Origin of the sequence: uncultured Erythrobacter sp. (genome assembly GCF_947502395.1) — a bacterium.
GTDB lineage: Bacteria > Pseudomonadota > Alphaproteobacteria > Sphingomonadales > Sphingomonadaceae > Erythrobacter.
The window spans coordinates 278,461-295,500 of record NZ_CANMZM010000002.1 but is presented as its reverse complement, the minus strand read 5'-3'; the positions used below and the strand labels follow the sequence as shown (position 1 = coordinate 295,500).

Annotated in this window: 16 protein-coding genes; 4 read left to right on the top strand and 12 right to left on the bottom strand. The window is 56.6% G+C overall.

The window, feature by feature from the left end; translation table 11 throughout:
* Positions 1-72: 72 nt before the first annotated feature.
* Positions 73-225 (top strand): hypothetical protein, encoded by a 153-nt coding sequence (locus tag Q0778_RS07655; protein WP_298335234.1) that lies wholly within the window; start codon positions 73-75, stop codon positions 223-225.
* Here Q0778_RS07655 and Q0778_RS07650 read toward each other — a convergent pair.
* Positions 212-1,105 (bottom strand): LysR family transcriptional regulator, encoded by an 894-nt coding sequence (locus tag Q0778_RS07650; RefSeq protein WP_298335232.1) that lies wholly within the window; start codon positions 1,103-1,105, stop codon positions 212-214. The two genes, Q0778_RS07655 and Q0778_RS07650, sit on opposite strands and share 14 nt — an antisense overlap.
* Positions 1,106-1,193: 88 nt before the next feature.
* Here Q0778_RS07650 and Q0778_RS07645 point away from each other — a divergent pair, with 88 nt between their 5' ends.
* Positions 1,194-1,868: a nitroreductase gene (locus tag Q0778_RS07645; protein WP_298307801.1), complete on the top strand. Its 675-nt coding sequence runs from the start codon at positions 1,194-1,196 to the stop codon at positions 1,866-1,868.
* A 22-nt stretch (positions 1,869-1,890) separates the two neighbouring features.
* Positions 1,891-3,783, top strand: a complete 1,893-nt coding sequence (locus tag Q0778_RS07640) for an AMP-binding protein (protein ID WP_298335230.1) — start codon at positions 1,891-1,893, stop codon at positions 3,781-3,783.
* 128 nt (positions 3,784-3,911) lie between these two features.
* On the opposite strand, the gene Q0778_RS07635 is transcribed toward Q0778_RS07640, so the two are convergent.
* Both Q0778_RS07635 and Q0778_RS07630 read right to left on the bottom strand, forming a co-directional pair.
* Entirely contained in the window at positions 3,912-4,973 is a 1,062-nt protein-coding gene (locus tag Q0778_RS07635) for a fatty acid desaturase (RefSeq protein ID WP_298335228.1), read from the bottom strand.
* A 90-nt stretch (positions 4,974-5,063) separates the two neighbouring features.
* Positions 5,064-6,284 carry a saccharopine dehydrogenase NADP-binding domain-containing protein gene (locus Q0778_RS07630; RefSeq protein WP_298335226.1) on the bottom strand — a complete coding sequence of 407 codons (1,221 nt, stop codon included), beginning with the start codon at positions 6,282-6,284 and terminating at the stop codon, positions 5,064-5,066.
* Positions 6,285-6,780: 496 nt separating this feature from the next.
* Here Q0778_RS07630 and Q0778_RS07625 point away from each other — a divergent pair, with 496 nt between their 5' ends.
* Complete coding sequence (locus Q0778_RS07625; protein WP_298335224.1) at positions 6,781-9,222, top strand: histidine kinase dimerization/phosphoacceptor domain -containing protein; 2,442 nt, start codon at positions 6,781-6,783, stop codon at positions 9,220-9,222.
* A 38-nt stretch (positions 9,223-9,260) separates the two neighbouring features.
* On the opposite strand, the gene Q0778_RS07620 is transcribed toward Q0778_RS07625, so the two are convergent.
* From Q0778_RS07620 to ccoO, 9 genes are all read right to left on the bottom strand, one after another.
* Complete coding sequence (locus Q0778_RS07620) at positions 9,261-10,571, bottom strand: radical SAM protein (protein WP_298335222.1); 1,311 nt, start codon at positions 10,569-10,571, stop codon at positions 9,261-9,263.
* Between the two features lie 83 nt (positions 10,572-10,654).
* On the bottom strand, positions 10,655-10,873 hold the full coding sequence (locus tag Q0778_RS07615; RefSeq protein WP_298307825.1) for a hypothetical protein: 219 nt from the start codon (positions 10,871-10,873) through the stop codon (positions 10,655-10,657).
* Positions 10,870-11,028 (bottom strand): cbb3-type cytochrome oxidase assembly protein CcoS, encoded by a 159-nt coding sequence (ccoS, locus tag Q0778_RS07610; RefSeq protein ID WP_298307828.1) that lies wholly within the window; start codon positions 11,026-11,028, stop codon positions 10,870-10,872. Before ccoS ends, Q0778_RS07615 begins: the two co-directional genes overlap by 4 nt.
* The gene (locus Q0778_RS07605; RefSeq protein WP_298335220.1) at positions 11,025-13,157 is read right to left on the bottom strand and encodes a heavy metal translocating P-type ATPase; all 2,133 of its coding nucleotides are present in this window, start codon (positions 13,155-13,157) and stop codon (positions 11,025-11,027) included. Before Q0778_RS07605 ends, ccoS begins: the two co-directional genes overlap by 4 nt.
* Positions 13,158-13,610, bottom strand: a complete 453-nt coding sequence (locus Q0778_RS07600; protein ID WP_298335218.1) for a FixH family protein — start codon at positions 13,608-13,610, stop codon at positions 13,158-13,160.
* Positions 13,610-15,160, bottom strand: coding sequence for a cytochrome c oxidase accessory protein CcoG (gene ccoG, locus Q0778_RS07595; protein ID WP_298335216.1), 1,551 nt, complete (start codon positions 15,158-15,160; stop codon positions 13,610-13,612). Before ccoG ends, Q0778_RS07600 begins: the two co-directional genes overlap by 1 nt.
* Positions 15,147-16,103 (bottom strand): cytochrome-c oxidase, cbb3-type subunit III, encoded by a 957-nt coding sequence (gene ccoP, locus Q0778_RS07590; RefSeq protein WP_298307845.1) that lies wholly within the window; start codon positions 16,101-16,103, stop codon positions 15,147-15,149. The genes ccoG and ccoP overlap by 14 nt, the downstream gene beginning before the upstream one ends.
* Complete coding sequence (locus Q0778_RS07585; RefSeq protein WP_298335214.1) at positions 16,096-16,260, bottom strand: cbb3-type cytochrome c oxidase subunit 3; 165 nt, start codon at positions 16,258-16,260, stop codon at positions 16,096-16,098. The genes ccoP and Q0778_RS07585 overlap by 8 nt, the downstream gene beginning before the upstream one ends.
* Complete coding sequence (gene ccoO / locus Q0778_RS07580) at positions 16,257-17,033, bottom strand: cytochrome-c oxidase, cbb3-type subunit II (RefSeq protein ID WP_298307851.1); 777 nt, start codon at positions 17,031-17,033, stop codon at positions 16,257-16,259. Before ccoO ends, Q0778_RS07585 begins: the two co-directional genes overlap by 4 nt.
* Positions 17,034-17,040 lie beyond the last annotated feature (7 nt).

Genomic DNA, 17,040 nt, shown 5'->3' with positions numbered 1-17,040 from the left:
GCGCCGTAGAAGCCTATGAGCGTGCTTTCGAGGCCCAGCGTGAGCGAGATTGAGGCCCAGGCGCCAACGGGCATGAACGTATTCGTCGGACTGAAGTTCGCCGTATGGGACGATGAGAAACACGATCTTGATGAGCTCTCGTCCACAAATAATCACATGCCGGCCAAAGGTATCGCAGGACCACGGCGCTGCACCCGCCAGAACACCGGTGTCACCTCGTCGTAGCGTTCCGCAGCGCTTCCATTGCGGCGGCTAGCCGCGCTGTCCGGCGCAATCCGTGCGGATAGAGTGCAAAGATCTCTATAGGGGGGATCGATAACCCACCAATGCAATTGACTAGGCGATTGTCGCCGACATCGTTCTGCGCGACATAGTCGGGAAGGAATCCAACTCCTAAGTCTTTGAGAAGCAGTGCGCGAATGGCCGAAAAATCATTCACCAAAACGGTGGGTTGGATGTCTGCATAGGCGCGCCTATGCTTGCGGGCCATCGCCGCCATATCTCTTTCAAAAAATGAGGTCAGCCCGATAATAAGGTGATCGCTCAAATCATCTACCGATGCGAGCTTTGGGGCGGTCTTGAGATAGTCTGGTGAGGCATAAATCCCGATCCGGCTCTCGCCAATTTTTTCGACTGCAATTCCCGTTTGCTCAAGCGGTCGAATTCGGACTGCCAGATCAATAGCGCCATCGCGAAGATCGACATAATCTTCGGAGAGATCGATCTTGACGCTCAGCCTTGAGTGACGCGTGGCTAGCCGAGCAATGGGCGCAACCAGCTTTGCACGGCCAAGCGCGGGCGGCAGGGACACATTGAGCCTCCCGGTAGGCTCCTCGTCTAAGTCACGAATGCGGGCCTCGGCCGCTTCAAGTTGCCCTATGATCAGGCGAATGTCGCGAACGAATGCCTCTGCTTCCTGAGTCGGTTCGATCCATCGTGTGCCCCGATGAAACAGAGGGGTTCCGCCCAGTTTCGCCTCAAGCGCAGCAATCCGCCGACTAACGGTAGATTGGCTCACCCCGAGTTTAGCGGCGGCGTCAGTGAAGCTACCCACCTCAAGCACTGTGATGAGAGTTTCAGCCAGTAGAAGTCGATCACCATGCATGCATTATAGGGATACATACTATCCGTTTTTATCACAAGCCATCCATTCAAGGATGCATGCAGTCAATCATAATCAAGCGGCGGCCACTATGACTTCAATTTCAGAAAGCGTGCTCAACCGGCGTTCGACCCGCTCCTTTACCGATCAACCGGTTGAGAAAGCGACGCTGGTCGAATTGCTGCAAACAGCATCCCGATCCCCGTCAGGTAGCAATCTGCAGCCCTGGTTCGTCTACGCGTTGACGGGAAACAAACTTCAGGAGTTTCTTGGCAGGGTTCGCAAATCCCTGGCAGCCAACCAGCGCGGGGAAGGCAGCGAATACGAACTCTACCCGAGCAACCTGGGCGAGACCTACAAAGCGCGCCGCTTCAAATGTGGCGAAGACATGTACGCCACGATCGGTGTTGAGCGAGAAAACAAGATGGCGCGAATGATGCAGTTTGCGCGTAACTTTGATCTCTTTGGCGCACCTGTCGGATTGTTCTTTTGTATCGATCGTGATTTCGACCGACCGCAATGGGCGCATCTGGGAATGTTCATCCAGACGATCATGCTCCTGGCACATGAGAAAGGCCTTGCCACCTGCGCTCAGGAAGCATGGTCAGCAATGTACAAGACAACCTCAAGCTACCTTGAATTGCCTGAAAACCAGATTCTGTACTGTGGCATGGCGCTGGGCTACCCAGACCCTGATGCGCCGATCAACTCGCTGGTGACCGATCGCGAGCCTATTGAGAACTTTGCAAGTCTCCGGGGGTTTTGAGATGGCGCAATCACTCATCAAAATGTCCCTAGAGGACAAGGCTCCTCTTGTCCCGATCGATGATATCCGCCGGTTCGAGTGTGTTCCGATTGAAGAACGCATCGCGGAACAGTCGATCTATGACCTTGTCCGCAGCGCGGCCGAGACATGGGGCGAGGCTCCCTTCCTGAAGTTTCTCGAATATGGTTTGGCCGATGATGAGCCCAAAACCCTGAGCTTCAAGGACCTGCTTGCTCAAGTCACCAAGGCGGCCAATGCATTTCGCAAACTTGGGATTGGCAGAGATGATGCAGTTGGTTTTCTCGCGCCGAACCTGCCGGAGACATATGTCTGTATGCTGGCGGCGAGCACGGCTGGACGAACCAATCCGGTCAACCCGCTTTTGTCTGAGGATCACATTTGCAACATCATGCAGATGGCCGGGGTAAAGGTGATAATCACGGTAAGCTCTGCGATTGATAGCGATGTCTATAACAAGGCTTTGGCGGTGGCGGAGGTGCTCCCGCAGGATGTCACGATCATCACGCTCGATGCTCAAGACGAAGGTGCCATCGGTTATGCTGAGCTGATCGCCGAGGTGCCGGCTGACTCTCTCACCGACATCAAGCCGCCCAAGCCGGGACACATTGCCAGCACATTCCACACGGGTGGCACGACATCTGCACCGAAACTGATTGCAATGTCTCATTACAATCAGCTCGCTACCACCTGCATGGGCTTGTTGGGCAGTGGCTACGAAACAGGCGATGTTTCGCTTGCCGGGTTGCCATCATATCATGTGATCGCAGGGATCGCGACGCCACTGATCTCGCTTGCGGCTGGAGCGACCATTCTTTTGTGCGGTCCACACGGTTATCGCAATCCTTTCATGGTGGGCGATTTCTGGAAAATCGTTGCCAAGCATAAGGTGACAAGCGCCGCCGTGGTGCCAACGGTCGTTGGGATATTGAAAGATATTCCGATCGATGGAGATATCTCGTCCCTAAAACAGATCGTCAGTGGAGCGGCGCCATTACCGGTGGCCTTGATCGATGCCATTTCTGCAAAAGTGGATGCGGAGATTGTCGAGACCTATGGAATGACCGAGGCATCGACGTTCTGCGCCAGAAACCCCGTTGGAGGTGAAAAGCGACCCGGCTCTGTCGGTCCATTCGCCCCTTACCAAGAAGCCCGGATTGTGATCGATGTTGACCACCGGCCCTACCAAAACGTGAAAGATGGTGAAGTCGGCAAAATTCTGGTGCGCGATCCCAACGTGGTTTCTTCGACCGCCTACGCCACCGGTGAACTGCAGTCGACCAGTGATGAGCGTGTCGATGAAGACGGCTGGCTCGACACCGGAGACCTTGGACGGGTCGATGGCGACGGATACGTCTGGCTACAAGGCCGCGCCAAGGATCTGATTATTCGATCGGGACACAATATTGATCCCCGTCTGATTGAGGAGGCGCTGTCCCACCACCCCGCGGTGAACATGGTCGCGGCAGTTGGCCAGCCAGACGGATATGCAGGAGAGATTCCCAAGGCATTCGTCACGCTGAACGCGGGTAGTAGTGTAAGCGAGGACGAGTTGCTCGATTATGCGCGCGAACATGTTTCCGAGCGTCCCGCCGCACCCGCGGAAGTTACGGTCCTTGAAGCGCTCCCCCTGACTGCGATCGGCAAAGTCTACAAACCAGCCTTGCGAGCGCTGGCCGCCGAGGGCGTTGCCATTCGTTTGTTGAACGAGGCCCTTTCGAATGATGCGCAAATAGAAGTCCAGGCGCGAGAATGTGCACCGGGGGCAACGCGACCGGTGGAAGTCGTCGCAACTGGCCTTTCACGACAGGGTTTTGCCGAATTTCGCCTGGTTGCCGAGGCTCAGCTCGCCGCGTTGAACATCAAACCTCTGCTGACCAACGAGAGTGCAGTATGACATAAGATGAAGTTGATTTTGCATCGGAGACACTCGTTGATCGACACGTGTGTTTGAGCCGTGTGTTTCTGATTGAGAAAACGCGCTTCGCAAAGATCCTGCGTGTTTCAAGCTCGTTCACTCCGTGTCTAAATGTCCCGAAACCTCACCATCTTCCTCTGGTCTTCGTCCCATAGAGCCAACAGGAAAGGTCTGATCGTCTGCCTTGCAGTAATGCGGTTTACGTTCGCAAGCTCCGGATGGGCGTCAAGCGCCTCGATGAGACGATAGAATGGGATTCGGCTCATCAGGTGATGGATGTGGTGGATGCCAATACCTCCTGTGAACCAACGCAAAGGGGCGGGCAGGTCCAAATAAGAGCTTCCGTGAAGGGCGGCATCTTTGAAAGACCAGTCTTTACGGGCATCCCAATGGGCACTCTCAAATTGGTGCTGGACGTAGAACAGCCAGACCCCAGTCGTCGCCGCGAAAAGGAGTGTCGGCAGAAAAACCAGCATGGTGGTGTCCAAACCGAATTGCCAAGCGAGAACGGCAAGCAGCAACCCTGTCGCAACGTTTGTGGCCATGGCGCTGAGCCAATAGATCGGACCGGCTCGCATAAGACCTATTGGAAGACGATGCCGGAGCAAGAACAAGTAGGCTGGACCGAAGCCGAGCATAGTGAGGGGGTGCCGATACAGTCGGTACCCAAATCGCTTGAGCGGTGAAAGAGACTGAAATTCACGAACAGTTAGCGTGTCGACGTCTCCGAAACCGCGCGCATCGAGATTTCCGGTCCCTGCATGATGAAGGTCATGCGATCGCCGCCAACAATCATAAGGCGTCAGGGTCAACACCCCGATCGCTCGACCAATCCAGTCGTTCTTCTTCTTTCCCGGCATGAACGAGCCATGGCCGCAATCGTGTTGGATTATGAACATCCGAAGCAGGAGCAGACCTGATAGTGGTGTGAGAAGAAGTGCAAGATAGTGGCCTGCCGATACGGCAAACATCATGATCGCGAATACGACTAGGAAAGGCACGAATGTAACCGAAAGCTCGTACCAACTGCGCGAAACGCTTGGCGTTCGAAACGCAACAAGGCTCTTCACTATGCGGCTGGCATCAATGCTGGCACTTGCTCCAGTAGAGAGAACCTCGCCACCTATCGACTGCGATGCAAAGACATCGCCTTGAGAATTGTGTGTCACTCTTGTCCTTAGGGAGGGTTAGAGGGTTTTGAGAATTCTGCTTATCCCAGTCTGCCCGGTCAAGCCAAGCAATTTGCTGGTTCGTGCTCGCTATTCATTCCGCAATTCAAATGTAAGGCCTGCATACGCTTTGAGGCGCTCAATCAATGTGTCGCCGAAAAGTGCTGCAGGTGTCCAGAATCTGCCGGGAATGTCATCCGGAATGTCTTGCGCCAGGCAAGCGGCGGCCTGTGAGAGCATCTTCGCGGTCGACCCATAGCCAGGATCGCGATCGCCGGTAACCCGGCAACTGACCTTGTCTCCATTTGGGGTTGTCCCAAAGAACAGAAGGTCGAACTTCCCTTCCAATTGCTCTTTCTTGCTCGGGCCTTCTCCTGGCTTTGGCAGAACCGTCTTCTCGAGCAACCAGCGGATTGGAGGGACAGCCATGCCAACCATCAGTGCACCCATGCCTAGCGACGTCAGACGCGCCATCCGTTTGCCGCTTGGACCATCGCCGGTCGCGGTGGCCTCTTCGTAACGGAAGTCATTACCGTAACTATTGCCGGTCAGTGCATTCGAGCGGTGCACGACGCGCGTGTTGATGGCGGCCATCACAAAAGGAGCGATCCACCCACCATATTCGCTGTCATACTCCATCCTTACGTCACGCTGACGCGCTGTGAATCCGTGGTTGGGTGGGCACAGGCTATACGGGTCCTTAAGCTCACGCCGAAGTTCGGCATCGGCGGACGCTTCTTTGACCATGTTGATCATGCTGGCGATGGTTCCGCCTGAAGCTCCGCCCTTCATCTTTACCACCCGCATATCAATGCGGTCACAGTTCTGACCAAACTTCTTCATGGCTTCGCTTTGGAGGAAATGAACACCAAGATCAGACGGGATCGAGTCAAAGCCACAGCAATGCACGATGCGCGCACCTGATGCCTGGGCTGCCTCCTCATAGCGCGTGTGCATCTTGCGGATCCATTGAGGCTCGCCGGTCAGGTCACAGTAATGCGTTCCGCTTTCGACGCAGGTCTCGACAAGAGTGTCGCCGTAGAGCGCATATGGGCCGACTGTCGACATGACGACCGTGGTGCGTGCGCATAGTGCCTGCAACGCCGCCTTATCTTCTGCGTCGGCGACAAGAAGCTCGATACCGTCCAAGCCAATCTCGTTGCTGACTTGCTGAAGCTTTGCTTTGGAGCGCCCGGCTATTGCCCAGGTGATTGAGCCATCAGCGAACTGATCATGCATGTAGCGCGTAATGATCTGCCCGACGAAACTCGTCGCGCCGTAGACGATGATGTCGAAGGTCTTGTCAGTCATGATTGCCCCGAGTTTGAGAGGATTGCGTCTGAGAATTCAATTACTGCCTTCCAATGCTCTTGGCTTAAACGCAACCAGATTGAGGCAAGAGCCTTGTCTGATGTCTCCGATTTTCGCCTTTCTGCTTCGAGGCCGTCGCTCATCGCCCGAATTCGGACATTCGTCACAGGGCCATGTTTTCAACTTTCGTCCGACAGCTGAGATGCACCGCGATGAGCCAATTGCTGATAAAACACCGCCCCATTTTGTTAATTGATTCGCCAAATCAGTCGCCAGGAGTTACAAAAGATTCCCCGAAGGTTAGATTCAGTGCGACGCGACAACCTCCACTCTTTTTCTGCGAGGACGAATTCGCATAGAGGTTTGCCGGAACGATTGCTGCCGCTTTGATAACAGGATGACACTTGGCTTGTGACATCGGCGCGCTTTTTGAAAGTATGTTGATTTGACGGGTATCGGTTTTCAGAATTTTCTCGGGCTGGGAGCGTTCCTCGCCGTGTTAAGTCTGGCTACGCCTGGGCATGCGTCAAACGTCGTGCTCGCGGATGCCAAAGCGTTTTCTGGCGATTTGCCGCCCGCATGCTCCATTCGACTTAAGGCGGCTCACACTGTTGAAAAGGGCGCTGACCGGTGCAAGGTTGCGCTGGCTGCACTTCCTCAATCAATGCTGCACACCATCGTCGATGGCGACTTGAAACTCGCGCGTTTCTACCTTCCGACAAATGACATTGAAGACCTCGCCCGTCAGGTGCGGGGCCGACGCGGTGAGGCCCTTAGGGCGGCGGCAATCATGCTGGCGGCAAGAAATGACGAGGCTGTCGATCTGAGAGAGATAGCCGCAGCGATCCGTTCCGCGACACGCACCAAGAACTGGCTCGCAATGGGCTATCTTGCCCATGCGCAGTTTCTCTTGAGTCAAGCGAAAGAAGAGATGAAGTCGCTCCGCGAGTTGAGCGACAGAACTACGTTGTTTACCAACCATGCCGACATGGTTGGCTTGCAGGCGCTCGTCACTTTTGACAGGGGCGAAGCGGCCCACCTTCGTCGTGCATACAATAGTGCGAAGAAGGACTACACGACAGCATTTGAGCAGTTCGCTAATCTAGGCGATCAATTCAGAACTGGAATGGCATGTCATAAGCTTGGATTGGCTGCCGCGTATGAAGCAAACGTGAGCTTTGTTGACTTGTCCCGTCGGGCCCAGTCCGCACGCGGCACTCCCGAAGAACCATGTCTCTTGACCGCCTTAATCGCTCGGGGCCCGGACGAACAAATCGATTACGAAAAGCTGTTGAATCTTGGCATGCAACAGATTGAGGCAGCTAAACGGAGCGGCTTCATCGCCATAATCCCCAATGGCTACAACTCCAGAGCCATAAATGCGAAGCGTGCAGGCCAGTATGCCGAAGCGATGAGCATGTATGAGGAAGCGCAGGAAGGCTATTTGCGAATTGGCGAGCATGCTATGGCGGCCGCTACCTTGATCAACAGAGCGGTTGTCTTCACAGAAATCGGCGATCCTGATTCCGCAATTCCCCTGATCGAACAGAGCATTCCGATCATGCGTCGCTACTCGCCAGACCGGCCTGATATGGTGCTCAAGGCTCAATATCAATTGGGCAAAGCCCATGCGATGGCGAATCGCCATGAGGTTGCTACAGACTGGTTCGCTACTGCAATGGAAACCAGTGCGGATCAGCCATTCCGTAAATTCGACGGCATGATTGCGGGGCGATTTGCACGCTCTCTTTACGAAGTTGGCGACTATGATCGCGCATTCCTGACTGGCGAGATGGCTTCAGAGATACTTCTGGAGCATGGCACCAGAGCCGATGAACCAGAGGCGGCCGCTCTTTTGGCATGGCTGGGCGCACGCTATGTCGACAATGGTCGTACGGATGCTGCTCGCTCGGCATTGTTCCGTGCGCGCGAGCTGATGAAAACAGATGACAATAGTCAGTTCTATGCCCTCGATGCGCCGGGCGATCTTTACGCGAAGATTGACTACGCCGAGGCCATGGCTGGCATCATGAGCGCTATAGACCGGGATGATGAGGCAGCACAATATGCCCTTGCGGCACTTGAGCTTAACAGACGCAGGCTCGAAGAAACGGGCCTACGTGCGATCGCGAATTCCGAAATCCAGCTGGCGTTGAAGGAGCGCGAAGCCTCATACACTCTAATGGAGCAGAAGTCCGCTCTCACGGCTTCGGAGCTCCGCGCGTCACAGTTGAGAGCTGGGCTAGGGGCTGTGACGACAGCGCTTGCGATCGCGCTGGCCTTCCTTGCTTTCACAGCCTTTCGACGCCAACGGAAATTCGCGCAGCAAAAGGACACCTTTCTGGCGGAGATCCACCACCGGACCAAGAACAATCTGCAGTTACTCACGAGCCTCTTCAACATGGATGCCAGGCGACAGGCGGATAGTGCCGACCCCAAGTCAAATCAAAGAGAGGCGGCCAACCGTGCTCGCACCATGGCCTTGCTGCACGACCATATCTATTCAAAGCCGCTCGGCGACACGAGCGAAATTGCACTTCGGCCTTACATCGAAAAGCTGATCGACTTGCTGACGGAAAGTCTCGGCCGGGATGGTGTCTTGATCGAAAGCGATCTGGACGAGGTAAGCGTCGACCTCAGCCGCCTCACGCCGCTTGGCCTGCTTGTCAACGAACTCGTCACCAACGCCTTCAGGCATGGCTTTGTAAATGCTGGAGGACAGATCGATGTTACCCTACGTGACCGAGGGGAACAGATCGAACTTACTATTGCCGATAACGGCTTGGGCATCGATACATCGATGATGGCGAAGGGAGGGGCCGGTCTGGGTCTGACTTTAGTCGACGATTTGGAAGCACAACTTGAAGCGGAAAAAAGCTTCGACACGGGACCCAATGGAACCGTGTGGTCGTTCACCATTGCCAAGCGATCTGGGTGATTGATCAGAAATACAATAGTTTAGTGGCTCTCCGATGCCTAGTTCGCTGAACTGATTGCTTTTGCCGTGGAATGCCGAAAGCTGTCGAAGAGCAAAGCCATCACCCGCGCATAGGGTAGGCCATCAGGTAGGATGGTTAGCTCGCACTCTTCAAGCACCGCCAATCCACGACTCACAAAGGGCTCAAGGCTTCCCTTGTGTTTTGCACGAAGGCAGGGCGATAGCTGCGACTTCCCTTGGCAAAGAAGCTCGGTGATGATGCGCCCTCGCAGCTGGTCTTCGCTTGTGCGCACTATGCCGTGGCTTGCGGTTAACCGGCCTTGCGAGGCCATTGTGCGATAGCCGCCGCTGTTCTTCTCATTCTGGGCAAGAAGTCCAGAGAAGCCGCTTATTGCACTTGCGCCAAGGCCGATGAGAACTTCGCTCTGATCATCGGTAAACCCCTGGAAATTGCGCCACAATGTTCCGTCACGCGCCGCCTTCGCCATGCTGTCATGCGGCAAGGAAAAATGATCAAAGCCGACTGCCTCATACCCATGGCTGGCCAAGTAGTCATAAGCTTGAGCGGCCATATTAAAACGCTCTTTGCTGCCCGGCAGAGCGTTTGGATCGATCATCTTCTGGCGTGGCACGAGATGCGGGACATGGGCATAGCCAAACACAGCTATGCGGTCTGCGCCAAGCAATCGGGTATAGGAAAGACTGTCGGCGACGTCCTCCTCCGTCTGTTTCGGAAGCCCACACATCAGATCGAAATTGAGAGATTTCACGCCTGCAGAGCGGAGCATATCGATGCTGCGGCAAATCAGTGCATCGCCCTGCACCCGGCCTATCGCCTCTTGGCAATGTGCGGAAAACGTCTGCACCCCCATGCTTGCCCTTGTGATGCCCGCATCCTCGATCGCTGAGGCAAAGACACTGTCGAAAGAGCGCGGGTCGAGCTCAATCGACCACTCAGTCTCTTCCAACCAGAAATTGCGATGGATCGCGTCGACAAGATCGATGAATTCGCGCGCTCGAATGGCATTGGGGCTTCCGCCGCCAAAGGCAACCCGCCGTACTCTCGCATCGCGCGGCAGAAGGCTAGCGACCGTCTCAATCTCATTATGAAGCGCGGCAAGGTAGCTCATTACTCGCAAACGCTTGTTCGCAGCGCCCGTATTGCATCCGCAATAATAGCAAATCTTCTCGCAGAACGGGATGTGGAGATAGAGTGAAATATCACCACTAGCCCCGGCAATAGCTTGAGCAAGTGAGACTGTTTCGATCGGCCCAAAATCGGCGGCTGTGGGATAGCTGGTGTAGCGCGGGACGGGGGTTTCGAGCAGTTCGGGAAAATAGGGCCACATAGTCTTCGCGCTCCTTGATTAGGAGGACAGATAAGCCGCTCAGCCAAGGATCGTCTTTGCGTCAGATCAAATTCCAAAAGGAATCAACGCCTGACGGGTTTTTCCTTCTGGCGGCAGGTTCCCGCATGGCAGGCCTGAGTGTGGCAGCCGCCGTCATGCTCATTAGGGCGCTCGCTATCCTTATCGCCGAGAGGGATGGTGATCTCACCGCCGAGACACAGATCGAGCGTCAAAGTGCGCTCTTCCTGTGGGAGTGGACCAGACGCAATCGGGACCAGTGCGAAAAGTGCGAGGATTTTCATGAGCGGTCTCCCTCCTCCTCATCATCGATCAGGATGCGCTGGGCCGAGCCATCCATATCCTCATATTGGCCAGAGTGCATTGCCCAGAAGAAGGCGACGAGCCCAAGGGTGCCCATGCACAGAGCAATGGGGATGAGATATGCGAGCCCAGTCATTTCGTGTTCTCCTTCGCACTGCCCGCAAGTCGCAGGGAGTTGGCGACCACCACTAGGCTGGAAAGCGACATAGCAATCGCGGCGATCAGCGGGGTGACAAAGCCAAACAGGGCAAGCGGCACGGCAAGCGCGTTGTAGCCTATGGCAAAGCTGAAGTTCTGACGCACAATCACCATGGTCCGGCGCGCCACCCGCACGGCGAGTGCGACGGGCATCAGCTTTTCACCGATAAACACAGCGTCGGCTGCCTGCTGGCTGGCATCACTGGCTGTTCCGGGCGCGATAGAGGCGTGGGCCGCCGCCAAGGCAGGGCCATCGTTCAAGCCATCGCCCACCATCAATGGTTTTGCACCATGCCCGCGCAGTTCCTCAAGCGCGGCAAGCTTTTCTTGAGGGGACACATTGGCCGTGGCTGGAATGCCTAGAGATTTTGCTGTGGCTTCAACTGGGGCCCGTCGATCGCCGGACAAAATGGCCGGTTCAATCCCAAGGATGCATAGCGCTTCGATTGTCTGGTGGGTGTCCGTTCGGAGCGGATCGGTGAACCGCAGGACATGGGCTTGCGAGCCGATGCGCAAGGTGGTGGCAAGGTCGCTGGTCTCCGCATTGGGCCGCTCGAGCGCGACACGGACACCACGCCAAACGCCTTCAATGCCTTTTCCGCTTGTCTCGTCGATCTGGTCAATTTTGGCCGGCTCAATCTCATCTTCCCGAAGCGCCTGTGCGAGCCCTCGGCTCAAGGGATGCTGGCTGGCCTGAGCAAGCCCCAGAGCGACTGACTTTGCTTCCGAATTAAGGAGGGAGATGTCCGGTCTTGGTTCTCCCAAAGTAAGGGTTCCGGTCTTGTCGAGCAGAGCTGTGTCGACTTCCGCCAAGCGCTCCAGTGCGCTGCCGTCTTTGACGAGGAGACCGCGTTTCAGAAGTGCGCCGGAAGCCACGACTTGCGCGGTCGGGACAGCCAATCCCATCGCGCAGGGGCAAGTGATAATCAGCACCGCAATAGCGACGACCAGAGATTGATGCCATCCCGCTCCCGCAATCATCCATCCGACTAAGGCCAGTGCGGCGAGGCTGTGGACCACGGGCGCATAGGTGCGGCTCGCCCGGTCGGCGATACGCACATAGTGGCTGCGCGATTGGCCTGCCTCATCCATCAGGCGTGCGATTTCGGCGAGCGCCGTGTCATCAGATGTGTGGGTCAGGCGCAGCTGAAACGGCGCCCCCAGATTGATCGCGCCTGCATGGACGGTATCTCCTGTGCCAACGGGGACCGGCTTGCTTTCGCCCGTCAGCATGGAGTTATCGATGGTGCTTTCGCCCTGTTCGATCTCTCCGTCAGCCGCCAGCCCCTCGCCCGCGGCGACCAGCACCAGCATTCTGGGCTCAAGCTCTTTTGCATCCACGCGGGCGACAGTGCCATCGGGCCCGATCACACTCGCGCTTTTGCCCATGCGGCCGAGCAGTGCTCCAATCCCGGCTCTGGTACGGGTGCGCATGGTCGAATCGAGAGCGCGGCCCGCGAGCAAGAAGAACAGCAGCATCACCGCGCTTTCGAAGTATGCGTGCCCGCCTCCGGTTGCGGTCTCATAGACCGAGAGCGCGGTTGCGAGGATTACCCCGATCGATATCGGTACATCCATATTGGTGCGTCGATATTTGAGTGCCATCCACGCCGAGGCAAAGAAAGGCTGTCCGGAATAGGCTATCACCGGAAGCGCAATTAGCGCCGAGAGCCAGTGGAAGACCTCGCGCGTTGCTCCTTCAGCCCCAGACCAGATGCTGACAGACAAGAGCATGACATTCATCATGCCAAAGCCTGCCACGCCCAGAGCACGCATAAGTTTGCGGTGCTCTTTCTCCTCAGCGCCAAGAGGGTTGTCTTCTATGCGCTGCGCTTCGAATCCGAGCCCCTGTAGTGCTTGTAGAAGAGCGTCTTCGCCAAGCTCCTTATCGTGCTCGACCGCCACCCGTTTGGACGAGAAATTGACTCTGGCAGCTTTCACCCCGGCGACTTTGGGCAGTTCGCGTTCAATCTTGGCGATGCACCCGGCACAGCGCATGCCTGGCACGGTGAAGCGCGAAGCTAGCGTGTCTGGATCTGCTGGGAGAGTGGGGCTGAGTGCGGTCATCTAAAGTTCGCTTTCCTCGACCCATGTGTTTTGGCCCGCGGTGATCGTGAGGCGCATGGTCCAGCGACCATCGGTGACCGGTTCGCTCGAACGATATTGTCCATTGGCGGTAAGGCCGAATGTCAGTTCAGCAAACTCTTGTTCGCCAATCGGGCGGCGTAGCTTGGCAGTGATCAAAGCGCCCTCAGGCACGTCAGACGTGGTGAGGACCACATGGCCCGCCTCATCGCGCGCGGCATTCGCTTCCCATCCCAGGGCCCGCGACGCTTCGGCTTGTTCGAGATAGCCATTGAACTTTTGGCTCGCGACGTAGGAGTTTTCGACCACGATCCCGTGAAACCCTCCCACAGCATGACTGGCCATGAAGAAATTCACAGCAGCCACCACGCCAAAGCCAACCACAAGAATGGCGGCCATATGCTTACCGGTGAAAGGGCGTCTTTGAACCGCCATTAAATGTCTCCTGGTCCTGTGAAACTGGTCTCTTCGCTATCGCTTTCGCGTTGCTCATCCAGCGAAGTGAGCGTGAAGGTGAAATTCCCTGTTGCGCTGCCTTCGGGCAAAACGACATAGGCCTTCACCAAACGGGTTGCATCGGCATCGACGCGGATTACCTGGCTGCTCGACGCATCCTCAAAGGCAATCCGGTCGGTCCACATCAATGCACCGGCTGGAAGGCCTTGAAGCGCAATTTCCATATCGCGAGGCCGCGCTTCCATATTGCGCAGTCGCAGCGTGTAGGCGTTACGCACGGAGCCATCCTTCAACAGCATGAAGGGTGGATTGCGGTCAGGGGATACGGTGAGATCGGTGTGGCTTCGGGCTCCCAATGCGAACAGCATGGCAAGTCCAATCGCACCCCAAATCCCGCCATAGATAAAGGTGCGCGGACGCATCAGCGCTTTCCAAGCGGGCTGAGGCGGAGCGCCAGCGGCCTCCTTCTCGCACTGCTCAAGCGTCGCATAATCGATCAGCCCGCGCGGACGACCAATGTCTTTCATCACCTTGTCGCACGCGTCTATGCACAAAGCGCAGGTGATGCAGCCGATCTGCTGGCCCTCGCGAATGTCGACACCGGTCGGGCACACCGCAACGCATTGGAGGCAATCGACGCAATCGCCGTATTCCTCGGGGTTCTTGGCGGCTTTCTTGACGCTGCCGCGCTTCTCTCCGCGCCAATCCTTATAGGTGACGATCAGCGATTTCTCATCGAGCATCGCCGCCTGAATGCGCGGCCAAGGGCACATGTAGATGCAGACCTGCTCGCGCATGAAACCGCCGAGCCAGAAGGTGGTGCCTGTAAGAACGGCGACCGTCATATAGGCAACAGGAGCCGCTTCTCCGCGCCAGAATTGGTAGGTGAGCGTGGGCGCATCGGCGAAGTACATGATCCATGCACCGCCGGTCCAAAAAGCGATGAACAGATAAACCGCCCACTTGCCAAGGCGGCGGGCGGTCTTGGAGGCGCGCCACGGTGCCTTGTCGAGGCGGATGCGCGCATTGCGGTCACCATCGAAGAAACGGTCGACATGCTGAAACACATCGGTCCACACCGTTTGTGGACAGGCATAGCCACACCACGCGCGGCCTACCGCGCTGGTGACAAGGAAAAGCCCGATCCCCGCCATGATGAGAAGCCCCGCCACAAAGTAAAACTCGTGCGGCCAGATCTCTATATTGAACATGTAGAAGCGGCGGTTCGCCAGATCGATCAGCACCGCTTGATCAGGAGCATAGGGCCCGCGATCCCAGCGAATCCAAGGGGTAACGTAATAGATCCCCAGAGTGACGAGCATCACCAGCCATTTGAAACGACGGAACGGCCCATCGATACGCTTGTTGTGTACCGCCTTGCGTTTTTCATAGAGCGAAGGCGGAGGCCGCTTGGGATCGGCCAAGCGCTTTGCCGCGACGGGGTCCGGAGCGAGACTTTCGACCGCTCCGCCCCAATCGCGTTTTGGTGCTGCTCCCTGAGAGCTATCAAGGCCCTCAGAGACGCTCATCAGCCTCCGCCTTGTCAGCGGCCGCTGCCTGAACGGACTCACTTGCGATAGGCTCGGCGTCTGAAGGCTCCTCAATCGTCGCTTCGCCACCACCGCGAGAGTGGATGTATGCGGCGAGCATACGGATCGTGACCGGGTCAAGCTTGTCGCTCCACCCTGGCATTACACCGTGGCGCGGCTGAGCGATCTGCGCGCGCACCTGTGCCGGATCATCGCCATAGAGCCAGATCGCATCGTTCAGTGCCGGTGCACCCAGCTCTTGGCTGCCCGAGCCATCTGCCATATGACAGGCGGCGCAGTTCTGATCGTAGAGCTGAGCCCCTTGCGCACTGCTTTGTGCCTTCCCGCTCAAGGAGAGGGCGTGGGCTGTCAGTGCGTCAATCTCGCCAGCGTTCATAAAGTCGCCATAGGCGGGCATCATGTTAAACCGGGTTTGATCCGATCCTTCCCAACGTATGCCGTGGGTGAGCGTGAACTCGATCTCGGAAAGCTCACCGCCCCACAGCCAATCGTCATCATTGAGGTTGGGATAGCCATACTCGGCATAACCCGCCGCGCCTGCGCCGTGGCATTGCACGCAGTGCTGTTTGAATGCGGCCGCACCGCCGGAGATCGCCTGCCCCATAAGCTCAGGATTGCTGGAAAGTTCGGTCAGGTCGGTTGCTGCGATCAGCTCAAAAGTCTCGGCCCGCGCAAGCTGTGCATCGCGCAATTCCTGGGCAAGCTCCCCCCGGCTTGACCAGCCAAGCACACCCTCGGTCGCCTTGCTGACCAATGGCCATGCGGGATACATCACCACATAGACGAGGGCCCAGGCTATGGTCGCGTAGAAAGTCCACAGCCACCAACGCGGCAGAGGGGTGTTGAGTTCTTCAATCCCGTCCCATTCATGACCGACAAACTCTGTGCCGGTTGGCTCATCAATGCGTTTGTTATCAGCCATGTTCGTCATCCCGGAAAATTGAATTCTTGGCCTGTTCGACACCTGCGCGCGAACGGGGAAGGAAGTGCCAGCCGCACAGCAGCAGGTAGAGACCGAAGATCATCACCAGCCCATAACTGTCGGCAAAATGGCGAAATGTGTCGTAGAAGCTGCTCATCGACCCAGCTCCTCTGCAAGTTCAGCCTGTGCCGCTGCACTGTCGACATCGACCAATGTGCCAAGCATTTGGAGGTAAGCGACCAGCGCATCCATCTCCGTCACCCGCGATGGATCGCCGTCGTAATCGCGGATCTGCGCCTTGGGATAGCGTTCTGCCAGATCGCCGGGATCAAGTTCTGGGTCAGCTTGCGCGAACATATCGTTCTCGGCCTGCTCGATATCGGTGTCGCTGTAAGGCACCCCAACGCGGGAAAGCGCGGTCAGATTGGCAGAGACATCCGCAATCTGGATAGGCGTTTCGGAAAGGAACCGATAGCTCGGCATAATGCTCTGCGGCACCACGCTTTGCGGGTCCTTAAGGTGTTGGACGTGCCATTCATCCGAATAGCGACCGCCCACACGTGCCAGGTCAGGTCCGGTACGCTTGGAGCCCCATTGGAAAGGGTGATCGAACATGCTTTCCGCAGCAAGGCTGTAGTGACCGTAACGCTCCACCTCATCGCGGAATGGGCGGATCATCTGGCTGTGACAGGTGTAGCACCCTTCACGTATGTAGATGTCGCGCCCAGCCAGCTCGAGTGGGGTGTAGGGACGCATGCCGTCCACCTCCTCGATCGTGTTCTCAAGATAGAACAACGGAGTGATCTGAACGAGTCCGCCGATTGCTACTGTGACAAAGGTCGCGATGGCAAGCAGTGTGATGTTTTTCTCGAGCCGCTTGTGCCCTTCGAAAACGCCTTGGTCCGGCGCGTTTGGAGAAGTGTCAGTCATAATTGAT

Coding starts and splice junctions, on each gene's coding strand:
- Q0778_RS07655 (WP_298335234.1), top strand. CDS start 73: ATGAACGTATTCGTCGGACTGAAGTTCGCCGTATGGGACGATGAGAAA.
- Q0778_RS07650 (WP_298335232.1), bottom strand. CDS start 1,105: ATGCATGGTGATCGACTTCTACTGGCTGAAACTCTCATCACAGTGCTT.
- Q0778_RS07645 (WP_298307801.1), top strand. CDS start 1,194: ATGACTTCAATTTCAGAAAGCGTGCTCAACCGGCGTTCGACCCGCTCC.
- Q0778_RS07640 (WP_298335230.1), top strand. CDS start 1,891: ATGTCCCTAGAGGACAAGGCTCCTCTTGTCCCGATCGATGATATCCGC.
- Q0778_RS07630 (WP_298335226.1), bottom strand. CDS start 6,284: ATGACTGACAAGACCTTCGACATCATCGTCTACGGCGCGACGAGTTTC.
- Q0778_RS07620 (WP_298335222.1), bottom strand. CDS start 10,571: ATGTGGCCCTATTTTCCCGAACTGCTCGAAACCCCCGTCCCGCGCTAC.
- Q0778_RS07615 (WP_298307825.1), bottom strand. CDS start 10,873: ATGAAAATCCTCGCACTTTTCGCACTGGTCCCGATTGCGTCTGGTCCA.
- ccoS (WP_298307828.1), bottom strand. CDS start 11,028: ATGACTGGGCTCGCATATCTCATCCCCATTGCTCTGTGCATGGGCACC.
- Q0778_RS07605 (WP_298335220.1), bottom strand. CDS start 13,157: ATGACCGCACTCAGCCCCACTCTCCCAGCAGATCCAGACACGCTAGCT.
- Q0778_RS07600 (WP_298335218.1), bottom strand. CDS start 13,610: ATGGCGGTTCAAAGACGCCCTTTCACCGGTAAGCATATGGCCGCCATT.
- ccoG (WP_298335216.1), bottom strand. CDS start 15,160: ATGAGCGTCTCTGAGGGCCTTGATAGCTCTCAGGGAGCAGCACCAAAA.
- ccoP (WP_298307845.1), bottom strand. CDS start 16,103: ATGGCTGATAACAAACGCATTGATGAGCCAACCGGCACAGAGTTTGTC.
- Q0778_RS07585 (WP_298335214.1), bottom strand. CDS start 16,260: ATGAGCAGCTTCTACGACACATTTCGCCATTTTGCCGACAGTTATGGG.
- ccoO (WP_298307851.1), bottom strand. CDS start 17,033: ATGACTGACACTTCTCCAAACGCGCCGGACCAAGGCGTTTTCGAAGGG.